Annotated in this window: 18 protein-coding genes; 6 read left to right on the top strand and 12 right to left on the bottom strand. The window is 50.7% G+C overall.

Annotated elements, in window-relative coordinates; genetic code table 11:
• Positions 1-1,097: MCP four helix bundle domain-containing protein (locus tag RAC90_RS16350; protein WP_375124557.1), on the bottom strand; the 1,097-nt coding region annotated here is incomplete at its 3' end.
• 911 nt (positions 1,098-2,008) lie between these two features.
• Between RAC90_RS16350 and RAC90_RS16355 the strand changes: the two genes are divergently transcribed.
• The 3 genes from RAC90_RS16355 to RAC90_RS16365 all read left to right on the top strand — a co-directional run bounded on the left by RAC90_RS16355 (position 2,009) and on the right by RAC90_RS16365 (position 4,798).
• Positions 2,009-3,937, top strand: coding sequence for a methyl-accepting chemotaxis protein (locus RAC90_RS16355; RefSeq protein WP_367143621.1), 1,929 nt, complete (start codon positions 2,009-2,011; stop codon positions 3,935-3,937).
• A gap of 280 nt (positions 3,938-4,217) precedes the next feature.
• The gene (locus RAC90_RS16360) at positions 4,218-4,475 is read left to right on the top strand and encodes a hypothetical protein (protein WP_033739939.1); all 258 of its coding nucleotides are present in this window, start codon (positions 4,218-4,220) and stop codon (positions 4,473-4,475) included.
• Between the two features lie 125 nt (positions 4,476-4,600).
• The gene (locus RAC90_RS16365; RefSeq protein ID WP_033739941.1) at positions 4,601-4,798 is read left to right on the top strand and encodes a hypothetical protein; all 198 of its coding nucleotides are present in this window, start codon (positions 4,601-4,603) and stop codon (positions 4,796-4,798) included.
• 105 nt (positions 4,799-4,903) lie between these two features.
• Here RAC90_RS16365 and RAC90_RS16370 read toward each other — a convergent pair whose 3' ends face one another.
• The 4 genes from RAC90_RS16370 to RAC90_RS16385 all read right to left on the bottom strand — a co-directional run bounded on the left by RAC90_RS16370 (position 4,904) and on the right by RAC90_RS16385 (position 6,534).
• Positions 4,904-5,176 (bottom strand): biofilm development regulator YmgB/AriR family protein, encoded by a 273-nt coding sequence (locus RAC90_RS16370; protein WP_375124558.1) that lies wholly within the window; start codon positions 5,174-5,176, stop codon positions 4,904-4,906.
• A 131-nt stretch (positions 5,177-5,307) separates the two neighbouring features.
• Positions 5,308-5,577 carry a hypothetical protein gene (locus RAC90_RS16375; protein WP_033739952.1) on the bottom strand — a complete coding sequence of 90 codons (270 nt, stop codon included), beginning with the start codon at positions 5,575-5,577 and terminating at the stop codon, positions 5,308-5,310.
• 134 nt (positions 5,578-5,711) lie between these two features.
• Complete coding sequence (gene ycgZ, locus RAC90_RS16380; RefSeq protein WP_033739954.1) at positions 5,712-5,951, bottom strand: regulatory protein YcgZ; 240 nt, start codon at positions 5,949-5,951, stop codon at positions 5,712-5,714.
• Between the two features lie 277 nt (positions 5,952-6,228).
• Positions 6,229-6,534 carry a hypothetical protein gene (locus tag RAC90_RS16385; protein ID WP_033739956.1) on the bottom strand — a complete coding sequence of 102 codons (306 nt, stop codon included), beginning with the start codon at positions 6,532-6,534 and terminating at the stop codon, positions 6,229-6,231.
• 743 nt (positions 6,535-7,277) lie between these two features.
• Here RAC90_RS16385 and RAC90_RS16390 point away from each other — a divergent pair.
• Positions 7,278-7,520, top strand: a complete 243-nt coding sequence (locus RAC90_RS16390; protein ID WP_033739960.1) for a biofilm development regulator YmgB/AriR family protein — start codon at positions 7,278-7,280, stop codon at positions 7,518-7,520.
• Between the two features lie 608 nt (positions 7,521-8,128).
• On the opposite strand, the gene RAC90_RS16395 is transcribed toward RAC90_RS16390, so the two are convergent.
• The 3 genes from RAC90_RS16395 to RAC90_RS16405 all read right to left on the bottom strand — a co-directional run bounded on the left by RAC90_RS16395 (position 8,129) and on the right by RAC90_RS16405 (position 12,662).
• Positions 8,129-10,228, bottom strand: coding sequence for an EAL domain-containing protein (locus tag RAC90_RS16395; protein WP_375094076.1), 2,100 nt, complete (start codon positions 10,226-10,228; stop codon positions 8,129-8,131).
• Between the two features lie 331 nt (positions 10,229-10,559).
• Positions 10,560-10,799 (bottom strand): hypothetical protein, encoded by a 240-nt coding sequence (locus RAC90_RS16400; RefSeq protein WP_033739962.1) that lies wholly within the window; start codon positions 10,797-10,799, stop codon positions 10,560-10,562.
• A 393-nt stretch (positions 10,800-11,192) separates the two neighbouring features.
• Positions 11,193-12,662: a methyl-accepting chemotaxis protein gene (locus RAC90_RS16405; RefSeq protein WP_325992424.1), complete on the bottom strand. Its 1,470-nt coding sequence runs from the start codon at positions 12,660-12,662 to the stop codon at positions 11,193-11,195.
• Between the two features lie 342 nt (positions 12,663-13,004).
• Here RAC90_RS16405 and RAC90_RS16410 point away from each other — a divergent pair, with 342 nt between their 5' ends.
• Positions 13,005-14,786 carry a GGDEF and EAL domain-containing protein gene (locus tag RAC90_RS16410; RefSeq protein ID WP_006118233.1) on the top strand — a complete coding sequence of 594 codons (1,782 nt, stop codon included), beginning with the start codon at positions 13,005-13,007 and terminating at the stop codon, positions 14,784-14,786.
• A gap of 27 nt (positions 14,787-14,813) precedes the next feature.
• On the opposite strand, the gene RAC90_RS16415 is transcribed toward RAC90_RS16410, so the two are convergent.
• Complete coding sequence (locus RAC90_RS16415; RefSeq protein ID WP_033740108.1) at positions 14,814-16,391, bottom strand: diguanylate cyclase; 1,578 nt, start codon at positions 16,389-16,391, stop codon at positions 14,814-14,816.
• A gap of 526 nt (positions 16,392-16,917) precedes the next feature.
• Here RAC90_RS16415 and ddlA point away from each other — a divergent pair.
• Positions 16,918-18,015: a D-alanine--D-alanine ligase gene (gene ddlA / locus RAC90_RS16420; RefSeq protein WP_033739964.1), complete on the top strand. Its 1,098-nt coding sequence runs from the start codon at positions 16,918-16,920 to the stop codon at positions 18,013-18,015.
• Between the two features lie 19 nt (positions 18,016-18,034).
• Here ddlA and RAC90_RS16425 read toward each other — a convergent pair whose 3' ends face one another.
• From RAC90_RS16425 to RAC90_RS16435, 3 genes are all read right to left on the bottom strand, one after another.
• Positions 18,035-19,459: a GGDEF domain-containing protein gene (locus RAC90_RS16425; protein ID WP_033739966.1), complete on the bottom strand. Its 1,425-nt coding sequence runs from the start codon at positions 19,457-19,459 to the stop codon at positions 18,035-18,037.
• Positions 19,460-19,722: 263 nt separating this feature from the next.
• Positions 19,723-21,198, bottom strand: coding sequence for a SulP family inorganic anion transporter (locus tag RAC90_RS16430; RefSeq protein ID WP_006118229.1), 1,476 nt, complete (start codon positions 21,196-21,198; stop codon positions 19,723-19,725).
• A complete protein-coding gene (locus RAC90_RS16435; RefSeq protein ID WP_033739968.1) occupies positions 21,195-21,827 on the bottom strand; it encodes a carbonic anhydrase in 633 nt (210 codons plus the stop codon). Before RAC90_RS16435 ends, RAC90_RS16430 begins: the two co-directional genes overlap by 4 nt.
• Positions 21,828-22,364: the final 537 nt, after the last annotated feature.

The following is a 22,364-nucleotide window of genomic DNA, read 5'->3' on the forward strand; positions in this document are numbered from 1 at the left end:
TCAATCAGGCCTGTGATGTCGCGAACTTTTGTCGCGCTCAGGGCGATGTCATTCATGGTATGAGACATGCGCTGGACTTCGGACTCGCCGCTGCGCGCCAGGGTTGCAGCCTCGCGGGCAACGGTAGCCGTATGTTGTGCACTGGCCGTATTGCTCTTCACCGTGGCGGTGAGCTGTTCCATACTGGCCGCCGTTTCCTGTAGGGCGGCAGCCTGCTGTTCTGTACGTGATGACAGCTCAGTATTGCCCTGAGCGATTTCATCGGATGCCGAGGCGACCGATCCGGCGGTCTCTTTGATTTGGCTAACCAGACGACGCAAACTGGTCTGCATATTCGCCAGAGAGGCGAGCAGACTGGTTGAATCGTTGGCACGCAAGGTGACCGGTGCGGTTAAATTGCCGCCGGCAATCGCCGCAGATAATGCCTGCGCCTGAGCAGGTTCACCCCCGAGCTGACGCATCAGCACGCGTATAATCATATACCCCGCTGCGACGGAAACGACCACCGACAGAGAGGCAAGAATCAACAGAATCAGCGTGGCCCGGCGCACATTTTGACTGGTGATTTCAACGGACTTTTCACTGTCTTCCATTTGCAGCCTGGTCATCTCTTTCAGCGACTCAAGTAATTGCCCTTGCAATGGCCGAACCGTTTTTATCAGATAAGACGTCGCGTCCTGCTGCTTGTTTTGTAAGCCAAGCTGGCCGGCATGTTCCAGCGCCGCCAGCACCGGGCCCTCGCTACTTACTATCTTATCAAAGGCCTCTCTGGCCTTTGGCGTTGAATCTCTGGCAACCATTGCAGCCAGACGCTCACGGTTCTCTATATAGCTCGCTTTTTGCGTGACAATACGTTGCCACTCTCGCTGCATTTGGTCGGGATCCGTAATCAGGGCAAGGTTACGCACAATGACGGCCATGTCACGTAACCCACCGTACATGTCCATCCCCACACGGTATTTCTTCATTTTGACATTTACGGCTTCATCCATGCCGTTACGAGCATTATTCATACCGGTATAGGCCACTGAGGTGCAGATAATAAACAGCGTAATTAAAAGGCCGAAACTCATCGTCAGGCGCGTTGAAATTTTCATTATGGACTCCCTGCTTATGGTGAAAAACAGGTATCGGTTAAAAAAGTAAAATCCACAGTAAAAATTAAGAGCCCCGTAATAAAAAAATAATAAGCAATTGATAATTATGGTTTTTTAATAAAAACAAAAATAATTTGACGAATATTAAATCTTAAACTAAACGAGAAGAATTTAATTTAGAAAAAGAGAATAAAACATTGTATTGGTTACTTTCTGGCGATAAGAAAAAAATATTCAATCGTGGTTAACAGGGAACACTCACCGTTTGCCGCTGCGGCGTCAGAGCGTGCACCACTTCTTCACTGTAAACAGTGCTTAAGCGCAGGAAAACACGCAGGCGATGACGCACGCAGCGACACAAAACGCGTCACAGGGATTGCAACACAACCCTCAGCTTCGGAAGCGTCTTGCGGGAGTAAGCGGAATGTATGTTTAACCGGTCCTGAGCACGTGGCGATACTCATCGTAAGTCATATGACTTTAATTATCTGACCAGAATATTACCCGGTAAAAGCCCCTGGAAGACTTTATTGTTGGCTAAAAAAATAAGGACCGCCATTATCGTCACCCCTCAGGATAACTTTAATTTTTTTTTCATTCTTTGGGATCGAGGCTGCTTTTTTATAACAAGCATCCCATATATACCTATTTATAATTAGATGAAAATTAAAAAAGAAAAATAATTTGGCTTAGCCACATTGAAAAGAAAATTTAGTGAATCTTTAACATGATAAACAGAAGAATGCACTCTATACTGTCTTTCACTGTGAAAAATGGGCCTCGCCCTGCCGTTAAATCAAACAGATCGTTGATAATAAGCGAAAAATTTCCATTCTATTACAGTAAAAACATAACATAATTATATTTTGATGATTTTATCAAAAGACACCACTCCACCTGGACCGCAAGTAATGAAAAACATTCTCGACAAACTCGGCCTGCCGACAAAATTTCTTATCCTCGGTATTTTTGCTCTGGTTTTATTTATATTACCTACCTATCTATTTATTCAGACGGGTAATGAAGCGATTAACGTAAAAACACAAGAGTTACAGGGCGTACCGATCGAAAAAGATATCCTGACATTACTTAACCTGATACAGCGCCATCGTGCGGAAAGTGCCATCGCTATTTCCCAAAATAAGCTGGATAACGCGCCACGCGTAGCGCTGGCTTCTCAGATCGATGCAATGTATGAAAAAATAGCCTCTGAATTGCGTCAATATGATGCCAGCGCACAACCCACTCAGCGTTTTTTAAATGTTCAGACCGCATGGTCACAGCTACAACAGGACGTGTTAACGGGGAAGTTAACGCTGTCGAGCAGCCTGACGCATCATGCCCAACTCATTCAAAACCTGCTGGACACGAATCAAGACATTCTTGATTTGTATAGTCTCTCTTTAGATGCCGACCTGAATACTTATCAGCTTATCATGAGTATTTATGGCCGCCTGCCAGAGCTGACCGAAACGCTCGGGCGCATCCGGGCAAGTGGTACGTCCATCATTGCGGCGGGGGATAAAGCTGACGAATCCTATCGTGGCGTCATGGAATATCAACTTGAAGGCGGCCGAAATGCACTGGAAAAATTCAGTAATGTACTGAATAAAGCCTTTACCGTGGAGCCAGGACTGAAAACTGACTTTGCCGCGCAGGCGCAGGACGCCTATCAACGTTCGGCCAGCGTACTTAAGATGGCGGAAAACGTCTTTATCACGAAAACCGTGCAGATTACGCCTCTGGACTACGTAAAAGACTTTACCCAGGCGATTAACGCCTATAACGATCTTGGCACAAAACTCAGCCAGCAACTGGCAATTACGCTCAACGATCAAATCGATCAACGTCGTCATTCGCAGTATATCCTGCTGGCCGCATTACTGGTGTTAGCACTCATAGCAGTCTTTGTGGCGTTTATGATTAGTCGTTCGGTCACGCGCCCTGTAAAAGAGGCGGTGGCAGTGGCCAGTAAAGTTGCAGCGGGTGATCTAACCACCGTAATAACGGTCTCGGGCAATAATGAGATCGCCGAACTGCTGAATGCCCTGGCGCAGATGCAGCTACGTCTTTCGCTGTTAGTGACCAGTATTAAAAATAACGCGTCAACCATTGCCAACTCGTCGGAAGAAATTGCGATGGGTAATAACGACCTCTCATCGCGTACGGAGGAACAGGCCGCCTCGCTGGCTGAAACCGCCGCCAGTATGGAGCAACTGTCGTCCATTATTAAACAGAATGCCGATAACACACGTTACGCCTCCGATATGGCCGTATCGGCGACTAATGCGGCCTTAATGAGTGGTGATGCGATGAACGCTGTCATGGCGACAATGCAGAAGATTCGTGGCAGCTCAAGCCAGATTGAGGAAATCACCGCCGTCATTGACAGCATCGCCTTTCAGACCAATATACTGGCGCTTAACGCCGCCGTTGAAGCGGCTCGCGCCGGCGAACTGGGTAAAGGATTTGCCGTAGTAGCGGCCGAAGTGCGCGCACTGGCGCAGCGCTCAGCCGGTGCCGCGAAAGAGATTAAAGGTCTCATAGAGCAATCTGTCGTTCAGTCGAATGAAGGCTTAACGCTGGCGCAGGATGCGGGCAGCAAAGTTAAGCAGAGCGTAGAGGCCATAGAGCAAACCTCTCAGCTGATTCGCGATATCTCATCATCGTCTGAAGAGCAGAGCAGCGGCGTAAGCCAGATTAATATTGCCGTTAACCAGATGGATCAGGTGACACAGCAAAATGCAGTACTGGTTGAGCAGTCGGCGTCATCCGCAGATGAACTGGCAAAACGGGCCAGTGATTTGCGCGACATGGTTTCTGTGTTTCGTACAGCCTGACCGCCTGCTCAGTTAACCGGCGATGCAGCAGCATGACCGCCAGAGCCCGGCACTGCCCGGGCTCTTTCTTTGGCAAAGATGAAAAATACGTCAATGTACAATTGAATGATTGCTCAAAGAAACTTATTCTGTTGCCCGCAAAAAAAAAGCCAGTAAAGGTTTTCGGTGCCATTGCAGTGCCGCCTGCACATCCGTGCAGTCTCATTTTGATGCTGAGCAAACCCCCACTGGAAAAACCTGTGCTAATCTTTCGGTCTCAGAACCGCCTTCCGGGGAGTATATGAATAACGTTTTTGACGAAAAAATGACGGACATCATCATCGGAGAGATGGTGACGCAGCTACTGAATGAGGATGCGGCAATTTCCTGGCGCCTTCTCCTTGAGCGGCTGCAACAGCTTCTGGATACCGAAAGTGATGAGGTACGCATTCGCGCAGCATTGCGGGCCATTGAAGAAATCCGTGCGGAGATGATTTCTCGTCCGGCTGAATCGCAAACGACAGAACTCGGTGATCTCAGTATCCATCACCTTCATTAAGTCGCTGCCAGGCAGCGGCTTACCCTACTTTCTGAAAAACGCTTTGCACGAGTAAGCGCCTTGAAAGGTATTCACATAACCGACGCGCTGATTAATAAAGGCACGTTTTCGCTGACGGAGGTCGAATGAGTGATGACACCGCCATGCAAGACATCTATACCATTATTGGTACGATAGTTGCGCGTTTGCTTAAACCCGATGGCGAGCTCCATCTTCAGGATATTGTCAGTTCACTGCATAATTACAGTGAACAGAGCACAGAGCAGCTTGAAAAGAAAGCGTGTCAGGAAGCGATACGTCTGCTTTCCCGACAGTTTCATTAAGATGATGAAGCACCGGACTAGCGGTGGCACCAATACCGCTTTATCAGTACAGGGCGATGCGCTTTTATTCCATGACAGATTCAGCGAGACCGCGCAGGCTGTATCTTACGTATCGTCCCTGGAGGATGTTCGCCCCACAACAATTTCCAGGCAATGGCGTAACACGGCCAACTCGGTGCTATCTTCCGTGCATTCCAGTTCGGCAATCAGACGTATGATGATGGCCTTACTGGTCACCTTTTGTCCCTGAATGACGATGTCACGAATCACCGCATCCAGCACTGCATTTTCAGCCTGAAGTGTGTCACCCGCACGGCGAAAGAGATGCAGTATTTCTGCTTCTGTCGTGTTTTGCTCAATGTCGATAGTATTCGGCATGATGATCTTCTTAATCTGTATCTGTGAAGGTAAGTGACGTCATACTGACTGTTCAGTGCTGCAATCCTGCGTGCATACCAGCAACCGCTGCGTTTTTACCCTGCATGCATCGCCCTGAAGGCCGCCCAGACTTAGTGCTTACGACTGTTGTCCGGAATGCTCTGACCAAATGCCAGTACGGTGGCATCAATCGGGTCACGTGCGGAGGCAAACTCGTTGCGAACTTCCGTGAGCGCCATTTCAATAGCCTCGTGCCGCTCGTCGTGAGTTTCATCCCGGAGCATGATCTTAAGTCTGTTTGCCAGTGTCGCACCACTGATGGTGTCATTGCTGTCAAGCAACGCGGTAATCGCCTCGCCCATGACAATTTCAATAAGTTTCTCTTGTTTATCTTTTTGCATACCCGCATTCCTGATGACATTGTGCCCCTGTAACCGGGCAAACCAGCCTCAAATGCTCAGGCCTCTGGTGACCTGCTTATTTGACCAATCAGATTACTGCTGCGGGACGTGAATGCACGTGTGCGTCGCAGCGTTCAGCGGTCAAAAAGCATACTGATCAGTTTCTGATAATGTTGCTCTTCAAGCGGACTGGCCGACTGACTCAGTCGACGAATCAGCGCGCTACAAATGGCCTTACGGTTAAGGCTTTTGCCTGCATGAAGGATCTCCACGATGACCTGACCCAGCGTCGCTTTTTCGGAAGGGAGCGTGTCGTTGCCAAAGTAACGGGCAATATCGTGAACCGTATTGGACGTATTTTCGTTCTGACGCATCATGAATCTCCCAAATGAGAAATAGTATAAACATTAGTCAACGCAATGTTCACTAAACTTATACAACATCTGGAAAATTGTACAGGAATTCTCTTAACTGGCTGGCAGGGTTATTGTGCATAAAGTGCTATATCATACTTAACAGTCACTTGCGTAAATATCAGAAAGCTAACCGTCTTACAGCGTTGCGATTACACCACAGGGCAGAGGCGAGGCGGTAAAGCAGAGGCAGAGAGGTCATTGATTACCTTTTCTTGACTAACTTGCCAACGTTTGGCTATGCACGGTCGTCATCCTCTTCCGGATTAAGACGAATAACATTTTCATCTGTTTTTCCTTCCTGACTGGCTGTCATTAACCAGCGCAGGCCGGAATCCCTCCTGACGGGTGAAGGTCTGAACTGCTTTAGCCAGCGTCGCGCCGAGAAAATGTCGGCTAATCTGTTATCACAGGTTTCTGACTCGGCCATCATATTGAGCTCCGCAATGAGTGTATCAATACTAATTTCTTTCTCACCGAGGGCAAGATTGACCACCGCTTCGCCAAGAATGACATGACTTTTCTCATCGTCGTGAAATAACACTTTACGCTCCTCAATCTGGCAATTAATCACTATTGTTTTTCACATTCTAGTAATAATCAAACAGATGACAAAAGCCTTTTTCTGCCGAAAGAATAGTAGCCTGAAGTGATAAAAATGATACTTTTGAAATGCCTGTTTTAACTTAATGAATTGCAATAAATTTATTAAATTCCTGGCCTGAATGCTGTCTGATAAAGACTATTCTGAATATATCTATAGTACGCCTGACAACACCTGCAGGCCTTGCCAGGCCTGGACCGGCGTTATGCGTGTATTTTCAAAGGCACGTAAAGACAGATATCCGTCAACGTCGATATATTATCGTTCAGCTTTTTGTAAGAGCAGTATTAATATTTTTTGTTGTGGCGCTGATGGTTATAATTCCTGGCGACTGTTTACGCCCCATGAATAAAACCCTGCTAATGATAATGTTATTCTCTTCGGTAATGCTTCGCACTAAAACGTTATTATTAACGTGCGCCATGCCTGTGCCTGTTCATTTAGCGGCGTTTATGCTCTTATCACAGACTGAAATATTCACGCACAATGGGAAGCCAGTCGCCGCTGTCAGCCAGCTCTGAAGCGCCAGTGCCCGCCTTACATATCGCCGCTTTACCCTGCCAGATCTAAGCCAGACGGCTGGGAACCTTTCTTTCGCCAGTAATCGGTAATACTGCTGTACAGCGGCCCCCAGGATCGGTTAACTTGCGCACAAATACTCCTACTCAGCTTCAAGGAACACTATGCGCCAGGACGGTTTGCCGCCCTCAGGAAAAACCAGCAACCTGGCCCATTATTTCAGCCAGATTGATCACCCACATCAACTTGAAACACTTGGCAGGATCGCAGTCGAAATTCTTCGGGAAAATAAGCCTGTGAGTCGACGCATCATCTGTCTGAAGCTGATTGGTTGTCTTGAAACGGCAACGAATGAGGACGATGCGTCACATTATCGTGAACTTCTGACGCTGCTCTTCAGGCAATAAACGTTACACGCGCCTGCTTACCTGCCTCTCGACTCACCATTACCACGCTGACGTTAATGCCCTTCCCTCTCTTACTCTGTCCTCTGTCGTTATGCACAGAAAACGGGCTGTCGTCAGCGCTGGCCTGCAGGCAGGTTTTACGGCCTTCCCTGACGCGTTGAACGTGCAACAGAGAGGCAAGGCGCTGTTTAAAGTGCAAAAAAATGCCCGAACCTCGTTAAAGGGCCGGGCCGGAGTTCTCAGGGAAATCCTAAATGACTTCCAAACAGCGTTATTACACTAGTTCACGCTTTGGATTGTCGCCACCCGGGATCAAACAAATTTTCTCTATACCTGAAATGCCTCTCTCTTTTTTTGCGGATAAATGCCCTCAGACCGCTTAAAACCTGCGTCGCGTCACGTTTTCACAAACGTGTCATCGGTTCGCTCAATCTTCCTGGCACAGGGCCGTTAATCTTAGTGTGAGTTGATTATCACAATGATTGTCCTGACAAACGTTGCTCACTTCGGCACCCTCGCGGTGCCGTTTTTTCTGCCTCATCGGTCAGGACAGCGTCATCTTCGTTAACGCTCAGGACCCTGAGCGTTAACGCCGGAAGAACAGCAAATCAGGGTTGGGGGCAATTGAGCGGCGTAACATAAAGCTTTTCGAAGCGAGGCGCGCTGACGGGTGCCCCCATCTGTTTGCCCTGTAAAATGTCACATGCCGCAGCACAAATGAATTCATGCTGTGCACGGTTCTCAATGCCTTCAGCCGCGACCGTGATGCCCATATTTTTGCCTAACGAAGCAATCGCGTTAAACAGCAGTCGGGCTTTGTTGCTCTGCTCAAGTTGGCCCGTCAGCGATTTATCTATCTTGAGACCGGCAACAAAGCGATGCTGCAACAGGCTGAGCGAGGCCAGGCTGCGACCAAAATGGTCGATGATAAATAACGCCCCCGTATTTTTAACCGCATCCAGAACCTGTAATTTTGTCTCATCGGCATCGGTAAGCAGCGGTTCATCGATTTCCAGTTCGATAAAGCCTGCATCTTCCCCGGCACAGTGACGGATAACATCGGCCAGGCCCGTTTCCAGCAACTGACGTGGGAACAGATTAATACTGACACGCAAGGCCGCGTGTTGACGCCGCCACTGCTTAATTTGACTGACAGCGGACTGAATGATCCACTCCCCAAGTTTGACTGACAGCGGACTTTTAATCAGCATATCAATAAACTCAGCGGGAAAAAGGATGCCACGCGCGGGATGCATCCAGCGCACCAGTGCTTCGCAGCCGATCAATGTCCCATCGGCCCCATTAAAACGCGGCTGGTAATGCAGAACGAACTGATGCTGACGTACCGCAGCTTCCAGTTCACGCTCAAAACGGCGTCGTCCCTGTTCCGCCTCACGAAATTCAGGCTGAAAGAGAACAGACTGGCCTTTCCCGCGCGCTTTGGCGCGGTACAGCGCTAAATCGGCGGCTGACATGACCGATGACGTGTCGGTGCCATGTAAGGGAAAACAGGCCACACCGGTGCTGGCTCCCACCGTCAGCACCGATCCCATGTAATCAAATGGCATCTGGATGGCCGCAGTGAGTATGTGCGCTATCCCCATGGCCTCATCGCAACCATTGGGTAGCAGGACAATAAACTCATCGCCGCCAAGTCGGGCTGCCGCAATCGCATGGGTACAAACCGCGCGAATCTGCTCAGCCACATGGCACAGCAAGGCATCGCCTGCGGCATGGCCTAGTGTATCGTTCACCTCTTTAAAACTGTCTAAATCCGTCATCAGCAAGGTATAAGGTACGCCGGATTCCGTCAGCTTACTGAGTTGGGTCATAAACGCACTGCGGCTGGCAAGACGCGTCAGCATATCCAGTGACGCCAGCTCACACAGTCGCGCCTCGCTTTCATAACGCAGCGTAACATCACGGATAATCATGCCAACATAGCGTTCCTCCCCTTCGCGCCAGCCCGAGAAAGAAACTTCTGCCGGAAACTCTTCACCGTTGCAGCGTTTCCCCCAAATCTGCAGAGTACGAGGGACTGCGATCGCGTCATCGTCATGCTCAAGCCGATCAAGTTCGTTGCGGTAGTCGGTCTGGCAGCGTTCCGGGATCAGTCCGGCGACATATTTTCCCATCATTTCGCTGGCGTCATAGCCAAACATGTTGGTCGCGGCAGGGTTCCAGAATGTAATCCCGCGATTCAGATCGGTACAAATAATGGCATCAGGCGAGGTGACCGATATGGCTTCAAGCCGCTGCTGACTGGCATGGCGCAGCACCTCCATACGATGAACCTCCATGCGGTCCATCACCAGCGCAGCCAGATCGGTCAGGTTCTGACGATCCGTTGGGCTCATTGCAGGGCGGGGATGATTGTCGGTCAGACATAATGTCCCAATTCTGTGCCCGTCGGGCGTAATCAGCGGGACGCCAGCATAGAATCGAATATAGGGATAACCCAGCACCAGCGGGCTGTTACAGAAGCGGGGATCGTTGAGCGCGTCAGGCACACAAAGAATCGAGTCACTCTCAAGCGTATGATGGCAGAACGCCACGCTCCGCGAGGTTTCAGTAATCTGCAGACCATAGCGAGACTTGAAAAACTGGCGTTTTTCATCAATCAGCGACACAAACGCCACCGGCACGCTAAACAGTCGCGCGGCCAGAATCGTCAGGCGATCGAACGCTTCATTCGGCGGCGTGTCCATCAGGTGATACTGGGCCAGCGCACGCAAGCGCGCTTCTTCAGCGCCGTTTTCGGTTGAGTGCTTCAGAGTATGTCCTCCTGAGGTCGTATACTGTGGCCGGGCATCTCACAGTAAAAAGAGGACGCCTGCAATCAGACAGAACCAGGTAAACGTTATCTGCCAACCTGAAACCGCAACAAAGGCCCGCCTGTACAGCAAAAATCCCAATCTCAGTCATCTGCTCTGATCACGGGATCGCCTTTAACTTCGACCCCGTTTTTACTGTTATCGTCCTCTCAGAGATGAACTTCATAGTCTGAGGCTGCTTATCTGTGTAAAACGGTAAAAATCGCTATTTTTTGGACTGTGGCACCAGTTCATAATAGGGATGCTTGCCTGCTAACAGCAGCAGCAATTCATACTCGCCCTGACTCAGTAACGCGACTTTCGCCGTGGCTTCTTTTGTCTGCCAGGCGCGTAAGCTGAGATCAAAGCGTTCGGCTGCGCCCTCCTGTGACAGACCTGCCGCAATACGCAACTCCCGGACGTTATTCTGGACGGGCACGGGCCGTCGGACGATTGAATTTCCCAAACCAGGCTCCCTGTTGTTGACTTAGGGTAACAGTGCCTTAGCGCAGCCCGTATCGGTTCTCTCACACGGTCATCAGCCACCGCCGCAGCACACATTTCATAAGAATACTTAATCTTAACAGGGGAAATGTCAATCGAGGGAAGGCCGTTCTGGCAGGAATTTTATGGGCCCGAATCTATGCTTTGATCAACTTATATCACTTTCCCTTAAGCGAAACGGCATGACTTTTAAAAAAACCAATAATTTGAGTTTATTTCGTAACGTAAGATGTAAGGAAATATAAATTTAAAACAGGGCGTTCAACAATAAATTCCCCCGCCATAAGGCGGGGGCATGAAAACCACAGTGGTTATTTTCAATTGAAAAACAGACCACCGGCTGGCTTATATATCTTTATTTACCAAACGCAATCCAGGCCGCATCATCTTTTGTCGCCACAGAGACCGAAGGACGAAGAGGTTGCGTGGCCTTATGGCTGGCTGAACGGACAACAGACGAGGTTGTCACGGGCAGTGTAAACCGTGTAATGACGCTGGTCAGTGTCTCAGTCTGGCTGCTCATACTTTCCGCAGAGGCTGAGATAGTCTGCACCAGACTGCTGTTTTGCTGCGTAACCCGGTCAATTTCCGCTACGGCGAGTGTGACCTGAGAAATACCTTTACTCTGTTCTTCGGAAGCCAGAGCAATCTGACCAATCAGGTCGTTCACGCTGCCGACGTTACGTAACACCTCTTCCATCGTGCTGCCCGCCGTGTTGGCCGCATCACGTCCTTGACTGATACCGGCGACCGTATCCGCAATTAATCCTTCAATCTCTTTCGCCGCTTCGGCACTGCGTTGCGCCAGAGATCGTACTTCGCTGGCCACTACAGCAAAACCGCGCCCCTGCTCTCCGGCGCGCGCCGCCTCGACGGCGGCATTGAGCGCCAGAATATTGGTCTGGAACGCAATACCATTGATGGTAGCCGTAAACTGACGTATTTTTTCTGCGCCAACAGACAGGCCTTCCATCGCGCCAACCACCGTTTTCACCAGTTGTTCGCCCTGCTGAGTGGTTTGCGCAGTGATGCCTGACAGCGCGCGCGCTTCACGGCTGTTTTCTGCGTTATAGCGCACGGTCGCGGTTAACTGCTCCATGCTGGCCGCCGTTTCTTCCAGCGCGGCTGCCTGAGTCGCCGTCCTGTTCGACAGATCGGCATTGCCTTTAGCGATATCGCTGGCCTCATCCCGTAACACGGATGCATTGTCGCGAATCGCCAGAACGGTCTTCAGCAAACTTTGTTGCATTTCTTTAAGTAACGGCACCATTTGCCCGACACAATTCCGACCAAGATCTTCGGGTTCCTGGGTCAGATCGCCGTCAGCAATGATGCGGAAGTGATCACGCAGTTTTGCTACGGGGCGAACAAGATGGACAACCAGATAGCGGTCACAAAAGAAAAGCAGCCCCGTGACCGCAGCCAACGTAATCAAAAAGAGTTCTACCAGTCTCTGATGCTCTACGCTCAGCGGCGCGTTATTGCTGGAAATCTGCTGCGTCAGAGCACGGAGTCTTTCCTGCGCAGCCGCAGGATAATCCTGTGGCGCGCTGGTCAGCGCGGCACGGTAGCGCTGCCACTCATCACCCGCAGGCACGTCTGCCGCCAGCGCAGCACGATTCGCTGTCGCATTCTCCTGCATCTGCAAACTGGCACGATTAAGGAAAATAAGCTGTTCTGTCAAGCTGTTACTGCGTGTAACTTCCCGATTAATGTCTTTGAGAATCACCGAACCATAGGCACCCGCAAGCGCAATGACGATCACGGCGATAATGAGTATCCATAAGACGACACGTCTTATCGTAAAATTTTTTAGAATATTCATAGTATTTCCCCGGTGTGGCTGTGTAAAAACGTCAATAAAAATATTCATGCCTAATAGTTGCGGGCAAAACAATAGCGCGCTACTCTTTATAAAAATAATTGTGGCAGTGTTAATGAAAAAATAAAACGTAAAAATTGATTAAATGTGTGCATCGTTCATAACTAAGATATTTATTAAAGAAAATAAAAAGAGACATAAACCCAGAACACGCCTATTATTTAGTGAAAATAAAATTATTTCCTGTTTTTCCTTTCGCGCCCTTTGGCCAGCGTTGCGGTGCTTCTATCCGACACTTTTTCTTTTTAATTTCGCGCCGTTATCAGTACGGAGCGGAGGACACACATGCTTATGAGTCTCGACGGCGATCCTGAACGCCGCATCCGTGCCCTTGAGGCACTTCGTCATCCTGATGAAAGTCGGGATGACATACTGAGAAAATTTGTCAGACTGGCCAGTCAGGCACTGAACATTCCCGGCAGTTTTATTTCTATCATTGATGATGAGTTTCAGTATGTGCGTGCCTCACACAATTTTAAGCTGGAACGTTCATCCCGGGAGGATTCACTTTGTCGCTATGCGGTAGATGGTGACACCGCCGTCGTCGTGCCTGATACCTATCTCGACAGCCGCTTTGCGGCCCATCCCCTGATCGTTGGGGCGCCCTTTATTCGGTTTTATGCGGGCGTCCCACTGAAAAACCGTGATGGCATAAACCTGGGTACGCTGTGCGTCACGGATGTTCAACCGCACCCCTTCAGCGCCTCACAAATTACGACGCTTCAGTTACTGTCATCATTAGTGATGTCGTTTCTGGAGGCCTGGCATTCTGCGGGCTTTGTCGACCCGGTGACAGGGCTGCCCAACCGCCAGCGCCTGATTCGTGACATGCATTATTTATCGGCAGCAGGCGACACAACCTTACGCCGCCTGGTCCTGATTGACTGTATTGATATGCCGCGCGCCTATGAACTGGCCCGGTCGATGGGCATGGGGCCCGTTGAAAGCCTGCTCAAGGATGTCGCTACCCTTTTGCCCCTTCGGCTGCGTCCTGCGGCCAGTGACATTATTTATACTGTTGCCACCGGGCGTTTTGCGGTGCTGACGCGTGCGGACAGCCGCATCAGTGCGCACTGGGTCGCCTGTCAGATGGAAGGCATCAGCGCCGACCTGGGTGAAGGCCTGTCAGTGGGGCTCAGCACCCACACCGGCGAGGTCGATTTCGTCTCCGGTATTTTCCCGCCCCATGAAACCCTGCGCCAGGCGGTCAGCGCCTTGCACGAGGCCATTGGGCGCGGTTTACCCTCTTTACGCTTTAGTGAAGCCACGGATATCAGACGTACGCAGGATTTCACGTTAATCAACGATCTGGCGCGCGCGCTGCGCGAAGATGTGGGCCTTTATCTGGTTTATCAGCCTAAAATTTGCCTGCAAAGCGGTAAACCCATCGGGCTTGAAGCCCTGATTCGATGGCATCATCCTGAACGAGGCGAACTCTCACCGGCCACTTTCATCCCGCTTGCTGAGCAGACCGAAACCCTTACTGCCCTGACATCATGGGTGATTGACAACGTTATCGCCCGCCTGAAGCGCCTGCGCAACAGCTGTATCCAGTTGCCTGTTACGATTAATGTGAGTGAGCGCGATTTCTCGCTTGACGGTTTTGCGGATAGTCTGGAAGAGAAAATGCTTAAGGCAAAACTCCCCACCTCCCTGCTGGGAATCGAGTGTCTGGAAACGGAGCGCATTGTTGAGAGCCCCTCGTCCATGCGGGGGCTTGAGATGCTGAAACTGCGCGGCTTTGGCATTTCTCTTGATGATTTTGGTACCGGCTACAGCAATATCAGTTATCTGCGCCGGATGCCGCTGGATGTGATCAAGCTGGACCGTTCGCTAATTAGTGAGCTTTCATCCGATATGGCCTCACGCATTATTGCTCGTAATATTATTACCATGCTGAAAGAGCTGGATTATGTGGTACTGGCCGAAGGCGTGGAATGTGTCGATACCGTGGAAGCGTTAACGGAATATGGCTGCGATCAGGCCCAGGGTTTTTTCTATTCCCGTCCCCTGGCAGACAGCGAACTGGACCACTGGCTGCACTGGAAACTCCGCGAAATGTGTTAAGACGCCGTTGGGTTCACGTCCACGGCGTTACCTGGCAGGATAGCGAGAAATGTTCCCCTCATGGTTCACCATGACGCAGTTACGGCCTTCGTCTTTCGCCGCGTACAACGCTTCATCTGCCCGCCTGAGTAGTGAGGCGTCGTCGCCCAAACCGTTTAAGGTAGCGACGCCGAGGGAAACCGTCATGCTGTTGATAAACGGGAACACCGTATGACTGACGGCCTCACGGATGCGTTCTGCCATTGCGGCCGCGTCGCCCATAGAGGTGCCCGGCAGCAGCAGCACAAACTCTTCGCCGCCGAACCGGCTGATTACATCCAGCGTACGGCAGCGCTTTCTTAACAAACCCGCCAGGCTCACCAGGACTTTGTCGCCAGCATCGTGTCCATAGCGATCGTTGATGATTTTAAAGTGATCGATATCGATGGCAATCGCACTCTGCACAGGCTCCTCGCGGTGCTGAGCCGCCTGTGCATAGAAACCGCGACGGTTATTTAATCCGGTCAGCGGATCGGTCATGGCTTTATCGTTCAGGTCCGCAACATGCCCTGCGACCGCACGCCGGTGATGCTGAACCGCTTCTCTTAATCTGTCAGCTTCGTTGTACCAGGTGTTAACGGATGACAGCGGATCCGGGCTGGCCTCACTTCCCCCGTCACGCACCATGCCTGCCAGTTTTTCCAGCGGATAAGAGATGCGGGACGCCAGAAAGGCCATGCAGGTTGCAGTCAGGACGATGATGATCAGAATAAACCAGAAGGCATTTCTGGCCGTATGCATCATCAGGCCATTTACCGTTTCTGAGGTACCGGACATAAAGATATTCCAGTCCGTTTTTTGCAGGCTGGCGTAACCGATAAGGTACTTTTTGCCCGCGTCCTGAATCATAAACTGGCCGCTCATCGTGGCCGCCAGGCGTTTCTGTAACGGCTGACTTAACGCCATGCGCGTCCCGACACGCGTCGGATCCTGACTGAAAATAATCGTGCCATCATCACTGACAATACTGACCGATGTGCCATCACCGTAATAATGCTGGCTCAGGATGTCACTCAACATACTCTGTTTTTTCAGGTAAATCGTTCCCCCAATAAAGCCGAGATAATGACCGTCATGCGCAAACAGGGGATGCGAGATAAAGACCACATAGTTGCCCGAGGGTGAGATAAAAGGCGAAGAAATAAACGGTTTTTGTAGCTTATTCGCCTGTTCCGTTTCAGCGGTGTCCACCTTAACACCCAGCAGAGACAGGCTTTCAGGCGAGATGGAGGCGATAATGGAATGGTTATCCAGCACGACTACCGAGTTGAAAAAACCTGACTGTTGTAACAGGCGCGTAGTTTCGCGATGTAACAGCTGAACGTTATTCAGGTCAGCGATCTGACCGGCGCTCCAGGCCAGTTCACGTTGGGCAATGGCAAGATAGTGATCGGTGGTGTCGGCCAGCTTACGGGCATAGGCAATATTGCTGTCCAGCAGCGACTCTTCAATATTACTTTTTTGAAAAAGAAACAGCGCGCCCAGCAGCAAGCCGGAAGTCACAATGACACTTCCTATCGATAACGCGGTGAGTAACGTTCGAAGATGGATTTTTCTGCGATACATAACGGGATGTGCTGAGAATAAATTATGCAGATAGTAAACGCTAATCAGCCAGACAAAGGGCAGAATAAACGTCACTTTTGTTCTCTACAGTACTGAATGAGTGGCAGAATTCATCCGCAGGCAACAAGCGACACTTTTTTACCTGTGTGCAGATTCTCACCGTGTTGAGGCGTCATCTGAGCTGGCATCAATCATAGTGGCCCCGCACGCAATACCGCTATAAGAGTAGTTAATTATTTTGCCTTAAACAAAATAATCCAGTTATTCGATGGCAGATTCTTTCTTAAATATACGTCAGTTCGTTAACCCCGTGTTGAGGAGTACGCTGAAAGAAATTCAGGCGCTACTCCTTGCGAAGTAATGAAGCGTCGCAAGCGGTCTGAATCGCGTGTCTTCCCCCTTTCTCTCCAACCTTGCCCGGCGTACTGATCACGACGCACAACAGAAGGCGCTCTCGTTCGTTCGGCTGTTTTTTATGACAATGCGCATGCTATGGTAGTGATTTGCGTTTATGTGGATACCTTTGATGAAAAAACAGCGGGTTGGCATCGTCTTTGGCGGGAAATCTTCAGAACATGAAGTGTCGTTGCAGTCAGCAAAAAATATCGTTGATGCCATTGATAAGACCCGGTTTGAGGTCGTGCTACTGGGTATCGACAAACAAGGGCAATGGCACCTCAATGACGCCTCCAGCTTCCTGCTGAATGCAGAAAATCCGTCACTGATTGCCCTCAATCGCACGGCAAAACAGATTGCCCTGATTCCCGGCGAACCTGAGCAGCCACTCATTGCCCGTGACGATGCGCATTCCCTGTCACAGCTGGATGTCATTTTTCCGGTGGTTCACGGTACGCAAGGCGAAGATGGCGCGCTGCAGGGGTTACTGCGCATGGCGTCGCTGCCCTTTGTCGGGTCGGATGTGCTGGGGTCGGCGGTCAGCATGGACAAGGATTTCACCAAGCGCCTGTTACGCGATGCCGGCTTGCAGGTTGCCCCCTGGCTGAGCGTCACGTCTTCACAGCTGAACCAACTGGACACCGAAGCCGTCATCGCCCGCTTCGGCCTGCCGCTGTTTGTTAAGCCTGCCAATCAGGGCTCTTCGGTGGGCGTAAGTAAAGTGACCCATGCCGCAGCGCTCCTGCCCGCGCTGGAAATGGCGTTTACGTTCGATCGTAAGGCCCTGATTGAAAAAGCCATTAAAGGCCGGGAGATCGAATGTGCGGTGCTGGGTAACGAAGAGCCACAGGCCAGCCCGTGTGGCGAAGTGGTGGTGAAAGAAGGCTTCTATTCCTACGACACAAAGTACATCAGCGAAACCGGCGCACAAACGGTGATTCCTGCCGCCATCCCACCGGACGTCGATGCGGCGATTCGCCAGGTTGCGATTAAGGCATTTACCACACTGGAATGCTTTGGCATGGCGCGTGTCGACGTGTTTTATACCGAGGAAGGCGAAATCGTGATCAACGAAGTGAATACACTACCCGGTTTCACCAATATCAGCATGTATCCCAAACTGTGGCAGGCGGCGGGCCTGAGCTATCAGGACCTGATTACCCGACTGATTGAACTGGCTATCGCACGCCATCAACAGAGCGCCCTGCTGAAAACCAGTATTCATTAATGTGCGTCCAGCGACCTGCTCAGGCAACGTCGCTGGTCATTTCATTATGGGCTTTGCCCGGCGATGTCTGATTGCGACCATTTCGCTTGGAAATATAGAGATTTTTGTCGGCTGCGGAGATCAGGTTGTTAATCGTCTCAGCCCAGGCCGTACCCGGTTGGGCTTCGCCATTTGCCAGGCCCAGGCTCACCGTGACCGTGACGGCATTGCCCTGCAGCACAAATTTCTCGCGGACAATGCTCTGCCGAATCCCCTCCGCCAGCGAATAGATTTTCTCCGGAGACAGATCGAACTGCACCACCACAAATTCTTCTCCGCCAAAACGGCAAATGTGCCCTTTACTGCCAACCAGCGGCGAAATGCGGCGGGCAATCTCTTCCAGCACGCTGTCGCCCGCATCATGGCCGAAATTGTCGTTGACTGATTTAAAGTAATCCACATCCAGCAGGATCACGCCGACCTGACGTTGCGCATAGCTGGGCTCGTTACGCAGTCTTTCATACAGGCCGGATCGCGATAATAACTGGGTAAGAAAATCGTAATCGGCGCGCAGAGCCAGCCGCTCATTGAGCTGACGGATAGCATCCACGCTGACCGCCACAATCAGAGGACTGATGGCAAGCGTAGCCACGCCCAGTCGCGCTGACGTCAGATGACTGATGGGCAGCAGGCTTGAATCGCCCTGGATATGCATGACGCCATGGGAAACCAAAATGATCTGGCTGATGCCGGTTATCAGTGTCACCAGGCTGGTGAGCGGGATGGGCAAGACAATGGCGCACCAGATTAACGCCGGCACCGGCAGCGTCAGGCTGCCTGCGCCGCCCATTAAGGCCCCCGTCGTTAAGGACAGCCCCACGGCGATAAGCGGCAGAATCGTCCCCACCTTTACCCGTAGCCCTGAGAACATCACGCGCCAGTTTGGGGTCAACAGAAACGGCAACAGCATTAAGCCGGTCGAAAACTGTTCGCTGAACCAGTTCATCCAGGCATCGGCGAACGCGGCATTGACACTGCCTACCTGTGCCAGCGCGCCCCAGGTGGCGCAACCGAACGCCGCCAGCAGGCAGGCGGGGAAGATCCGTAAGGCATTCGAGATGCGTTCACTGCTGGAATCATGCTGATACTGTTTTCCCATCACTAGTACGCATATCAGGATAAAGAGAATATTGGCGACATTGAGCGTAAATGCCGGTAACGTCCAGCCCGAAAAGACCGTATCGTTAAATACCATCGCACTAAAGCAAATAAGATAAAAACGGGTTCGGTGAAGGAAGGGATAACGCAGCATCATACCGGCAATAAACACGTTTACCGGCCAGAACAGGGATAAATCGTGGGGAATGCGCAGATGACCGCCAACGAAACAAAACATCAGCGTAATCATAAACAGCCAGAAGGCACTCTTTTTAGCATTATGCTCTTCAAACAGCTTAGCGCGCATACGTCCGGACCTTGTCACAAAGAGGCTCACTACCTCGCCGCCCACAAAGTATGTGGCGTTATCATCATCATTAAAGCCTGATTCGTGTCTGCGCCATTCAGAGAAAAACAACAGTAAACAGGCGAACGTCAGGGTATTGAAACAGGTTACCGGTAACGAATGGGCTGGCAGACATCCCTGCCTATTATGTCTTACAAATAAAAAAATCGGATATCCGAGATATCCGATTTTTCTGCTGTAAATTCCAGAATACCGATGTCTGGTTATTTCACCGCCACCGGCCACTGACTCAGGCGTATGTTTCGTTTATCAGCATTTTCACCAAAATCTTTCAACACGGCTTTTACATCCGGATCGATGTATTCTGCATTATCGTTATCAACAATTACCACGCTATTTTCGGGAATTTTTTCCAGCAGTCCCTGAAGTTTAGGGTTGTGTAAAAACGTCAAATTTTGCTGAAAACGCAGCACATAGTGGTCGTCATAGCGCGTAAGCTGCAAGGCGTTGCGATGACTCTTGTAGATGCTGTAGATAATTTGAGTGGCAATACCTATGCCGATTCCCACCAGCATTCCCAACGTGATAATTCCGATAATCGTCGCCAGGAACGGGACGTACTGCTGTGCGCCCATACGAAACTGTTCGATAAACAGTCGCGGTGCAGCCAGCTTATAACCGGTATAGAGCAGGACCGCAGCCAGACTGGCAAGCGGAATGGCATTCAGCATCTCACTAAACCACATACCGCAAATCAGCAACATCACACCATGAAGCAAAATGGACAGTTTGGTTTGTGCGCCTGCGTTGACGTTTGCTGAGCTGCGAACAATAACCGCCGTGATGGGCATTGCACCCAAGAAGCCCGCGGTTATGTTACCAATGCCCTGAGCAAACATTTCTCTGTTGGGCGATGGCGCAGGATTTTGCGGACGTAGCTTTTTCAGGGCTTCCTGGCTCAGGAGCGTTTCCAGACTGGCCACCAGCGCCAGCGTCACCGCGACAACCCACACCTGCGGATTTTGCCAGGCCATCCAGTCCGGCGTTTCAAGTTCGGCTATCATCGCCGAAACGCTGTCAAAAGCGGGCAGTGAAATACGCGGTAAGGCGTCGGTGAGTGACGGGAACAGTCGCGCCCCCAATACTGTCACCCCACAGCCAAACAGAACCGCAAAGAGCGGACCCGGGATCCAGGCTATCGCCTTGATGCGCTTGATGGGGCCGGTTGTCCACGCAAACAAAATGAACAAGCCCACCAACGACACCAACAGCGCCGAGAGCGAAAAGGTCATTTCACCGTTTACCAGCGACACCAGTTTTACGCTGCCGCCGGCTCCTAGCGCCACCGGTATTTGCTGCATGATCAGCAGCAGGCCAATCGCCGCCAGCATACCTTTAATCACGCTACCGGGCACGAGTGCAATAAAACGGCCAGCGCGCAGCAGACCAAACAGGCACTGTAAAAGCCCGGCGATGATCAGCGCAGTGAGAAACGCGGAAAAACTTCCCAGCGTGGCCATCGAGGCGACCACGATAGTGACCAGTCCTGCCGCAGGACCGCTGACGGCGAAGCGTGACGGACTGAGTGATGTCACGATTATCCCGCCAATCACACCGGTCAGTAAGCCGGCAAAAGGCGGTAAACCGCTGGCCTGAGCAATACCGAGGCAGAGCGGGAGTGCGACCAGAAACACAACCAGCCCTGCCGGCACATCGCGGCGTAACGTATCCAGATTCATGGTGAAGACTCCTCTGCAGATTGCTGAATCAACTCTTTAAGATGACCCGATTGCAGGTCGTAAACACAGCCAAACACATCCAGTTCCTGACCAGATTGCCAGGCCTGACGGACAGGGTCGGAAGCCACCAGCCTGGCAAACTGCACCCGCACGTTTGCCTCCACCAGACGGTTCAGTTTCTCACCCTCTGTTTCCTGCGCCGTCGGGTCGCCAAGATGGCTTGCCAGGCCGTCGCGCAAACAGGTAATACGACGCGCCAGTGCAGAATCCTCCGTCGCTAACGGACTGCCGGGCAGATTCAGAGCCGCCTGAACGCCGCCGCAACCATAGTGACCGCTTAATACAATGCGCTTCACGCCAAGAAAGAAGACGGCATATTGCAGAACACTCAGCAGGTTGTCGTCTTCCGCCACGACCATATTGGCGATATTACGATGAACAAACAGCTCGCCAGGATGGGAACCCGTTAACACCTCCGCCGGTACCCGACTGTCTGAGCAGCCAATCCATAATGAATGCGGTTTTTGCTGATAGAGCGATTTTTCAAAATAGGCGGGGTTACGTTGGCGGCGCTGTAAGGCCCAACTGCGATTTTTCGCTAATAAGGGTTTAAGTGTCGTCACAATCATCTTCTCTTAACTACCGGGAATATCATTTCCAGGCGAACCACGGAGTGAACCCGCTCACCTTATTTGGCCGAGGGGCTAATGAAACCTGAACTCCATCACATTAAAAGGTTATAGCCGCTTATCATTTTCAATGCACATGGAATATTACACGCGCAAAAATACTGCCTGCCTGTGTAAGGCTTTATTCAACTAACGTCATCAAAACGTAAATAATATTAAGAGGTCATACCACCAAACTTTGCAGTTATTTTAATTTTATTCATTTAAAATCAAACACATAAAATTAACGCCATGATTTATAAATTGACAAATAAATACAAAACTTTCATAGCGAACTAAGTAATTAAAATAACAGCGACGCCACAGACCAGGATTAGTCTTAAATGCAGAATTTATGAATAGCACGATTAACCGCCTTTATTTAATGCAGGCAGTGAATCCGTCTTAATGAAGGGGTAAATTAAAGCGAGAGATAGTTAATTTAATTTGCGTGAAAATAGTGACGGATGTAAGTAAATATTTGAGCCAACGTGAAGG

The organism is Pantoea sp. CS_6 (assembly GCF_041954745.1).
GTDB lineage: Bacteria > Pseudomonadota > Gammaproteobacteria > Enterobacterales > Enterobacteriaceae > Pantoea > Pantoea stewartii.

Coding starts and splice junctions, on each gene's coding strand:
- RAC90_RS16355 (WP_367143621.1), top strand. CDS start 2,009: ATGAAAAACATTCTCGACAAACTCGGCCTGCCGACAAAATTTCTTATC.
- RAC90_RS16360 (WP_033739939.1), top strand. CDS start 4,218: ATGAATAACGTTTTTGACGAAAAAATGACGGACATCATCATCGGAGAG.
- RAC90_RS16365 (WP_033739941.1), top strand. CDS start 4,601: ATGAGTGATGACACCGCCATGCAAGACATCTATACCATTATTGGTACG.
- RAC90_RS16370 (WP_375124558.1), bottom strand. CDS start 5,176: ATGCCGAATACTATCGACATTGAGCAAAACACGACAGAAGCAGAAATA.
- RAC90_RS16375 (WP_033739952.1), bottom strand. CDS start 5,577: ATGCAAAAAGATAAACAAGAGAAACTTATTGAAATTGTCATGGGCGAG.
- ycgZ (WP_033739954.1), bottom strand. CDS start 5,951: ATGCGTCAGAACGAAAATACGTCCAATACGGTTCACGATATTGCCCGT.
- RAC90_RS16390 (WP_033739960.1), top strand. CDS start 7,278: ATGCGCCAGGACGGTTTGCCGCCCTCAGGAAAAACCAGCAACCTGGCC.
- RAC90_RS16395 (WP_375094076.1), bottom strand. CDS start 10,228: ATGGACACGCCGCCGAATGAAGCGTTCGATCGCCTGACGATTCTGGCC.
- RAC90_RS16405 (WP_325992424.1), bottom strand. CDS start 12,662: ATGAATATTCTAAAAAATTTTACGATAAGACGTGTCGTCTTATGGATA.
- RAC90_RS16410 (WP_006118233.1), top strand. CDS start 13,005: ATGCTTATGAGTCTCGACGGCGATCCTGAACGCCGCATCCGTGCCCTT.
- RAC90_RS16415 (WP_033740108.1), bottom strand. CDS start 16,391: ATGTATCGCAGAAAAATCCATCTTCGAACGTTACTCACCGCGTTATCG.
- ddlA (WP_033739964.1), top strand. CDS start 16,918: ATGAAAAAACAGCGGGTTGGCATCGTCTTTGGCGGGAAATCTTCAGAA.
- RAC90_RS16425 (WP_033739966.1), bottom strand. CDS start 19,459: ATGCGCGCTAAGCTGTTTGAAGAGCATAATGCTAAAAAGAGTGCCTTC.
- RAC90_RS16430 (WP_006118229.1), bottom strand. CDS start 21,198: ATGAATCTGGATACGTTACGCCGCGATGTGCCGGCAGGGCTGGTTGTG.
- RAC90_RS16435 (WP_033739968.1), bottom strand. CDS start 21,827: ATGATTGTGACGACACTTAAACCCTTATTAGCGAAAAATCGCAGTTGG.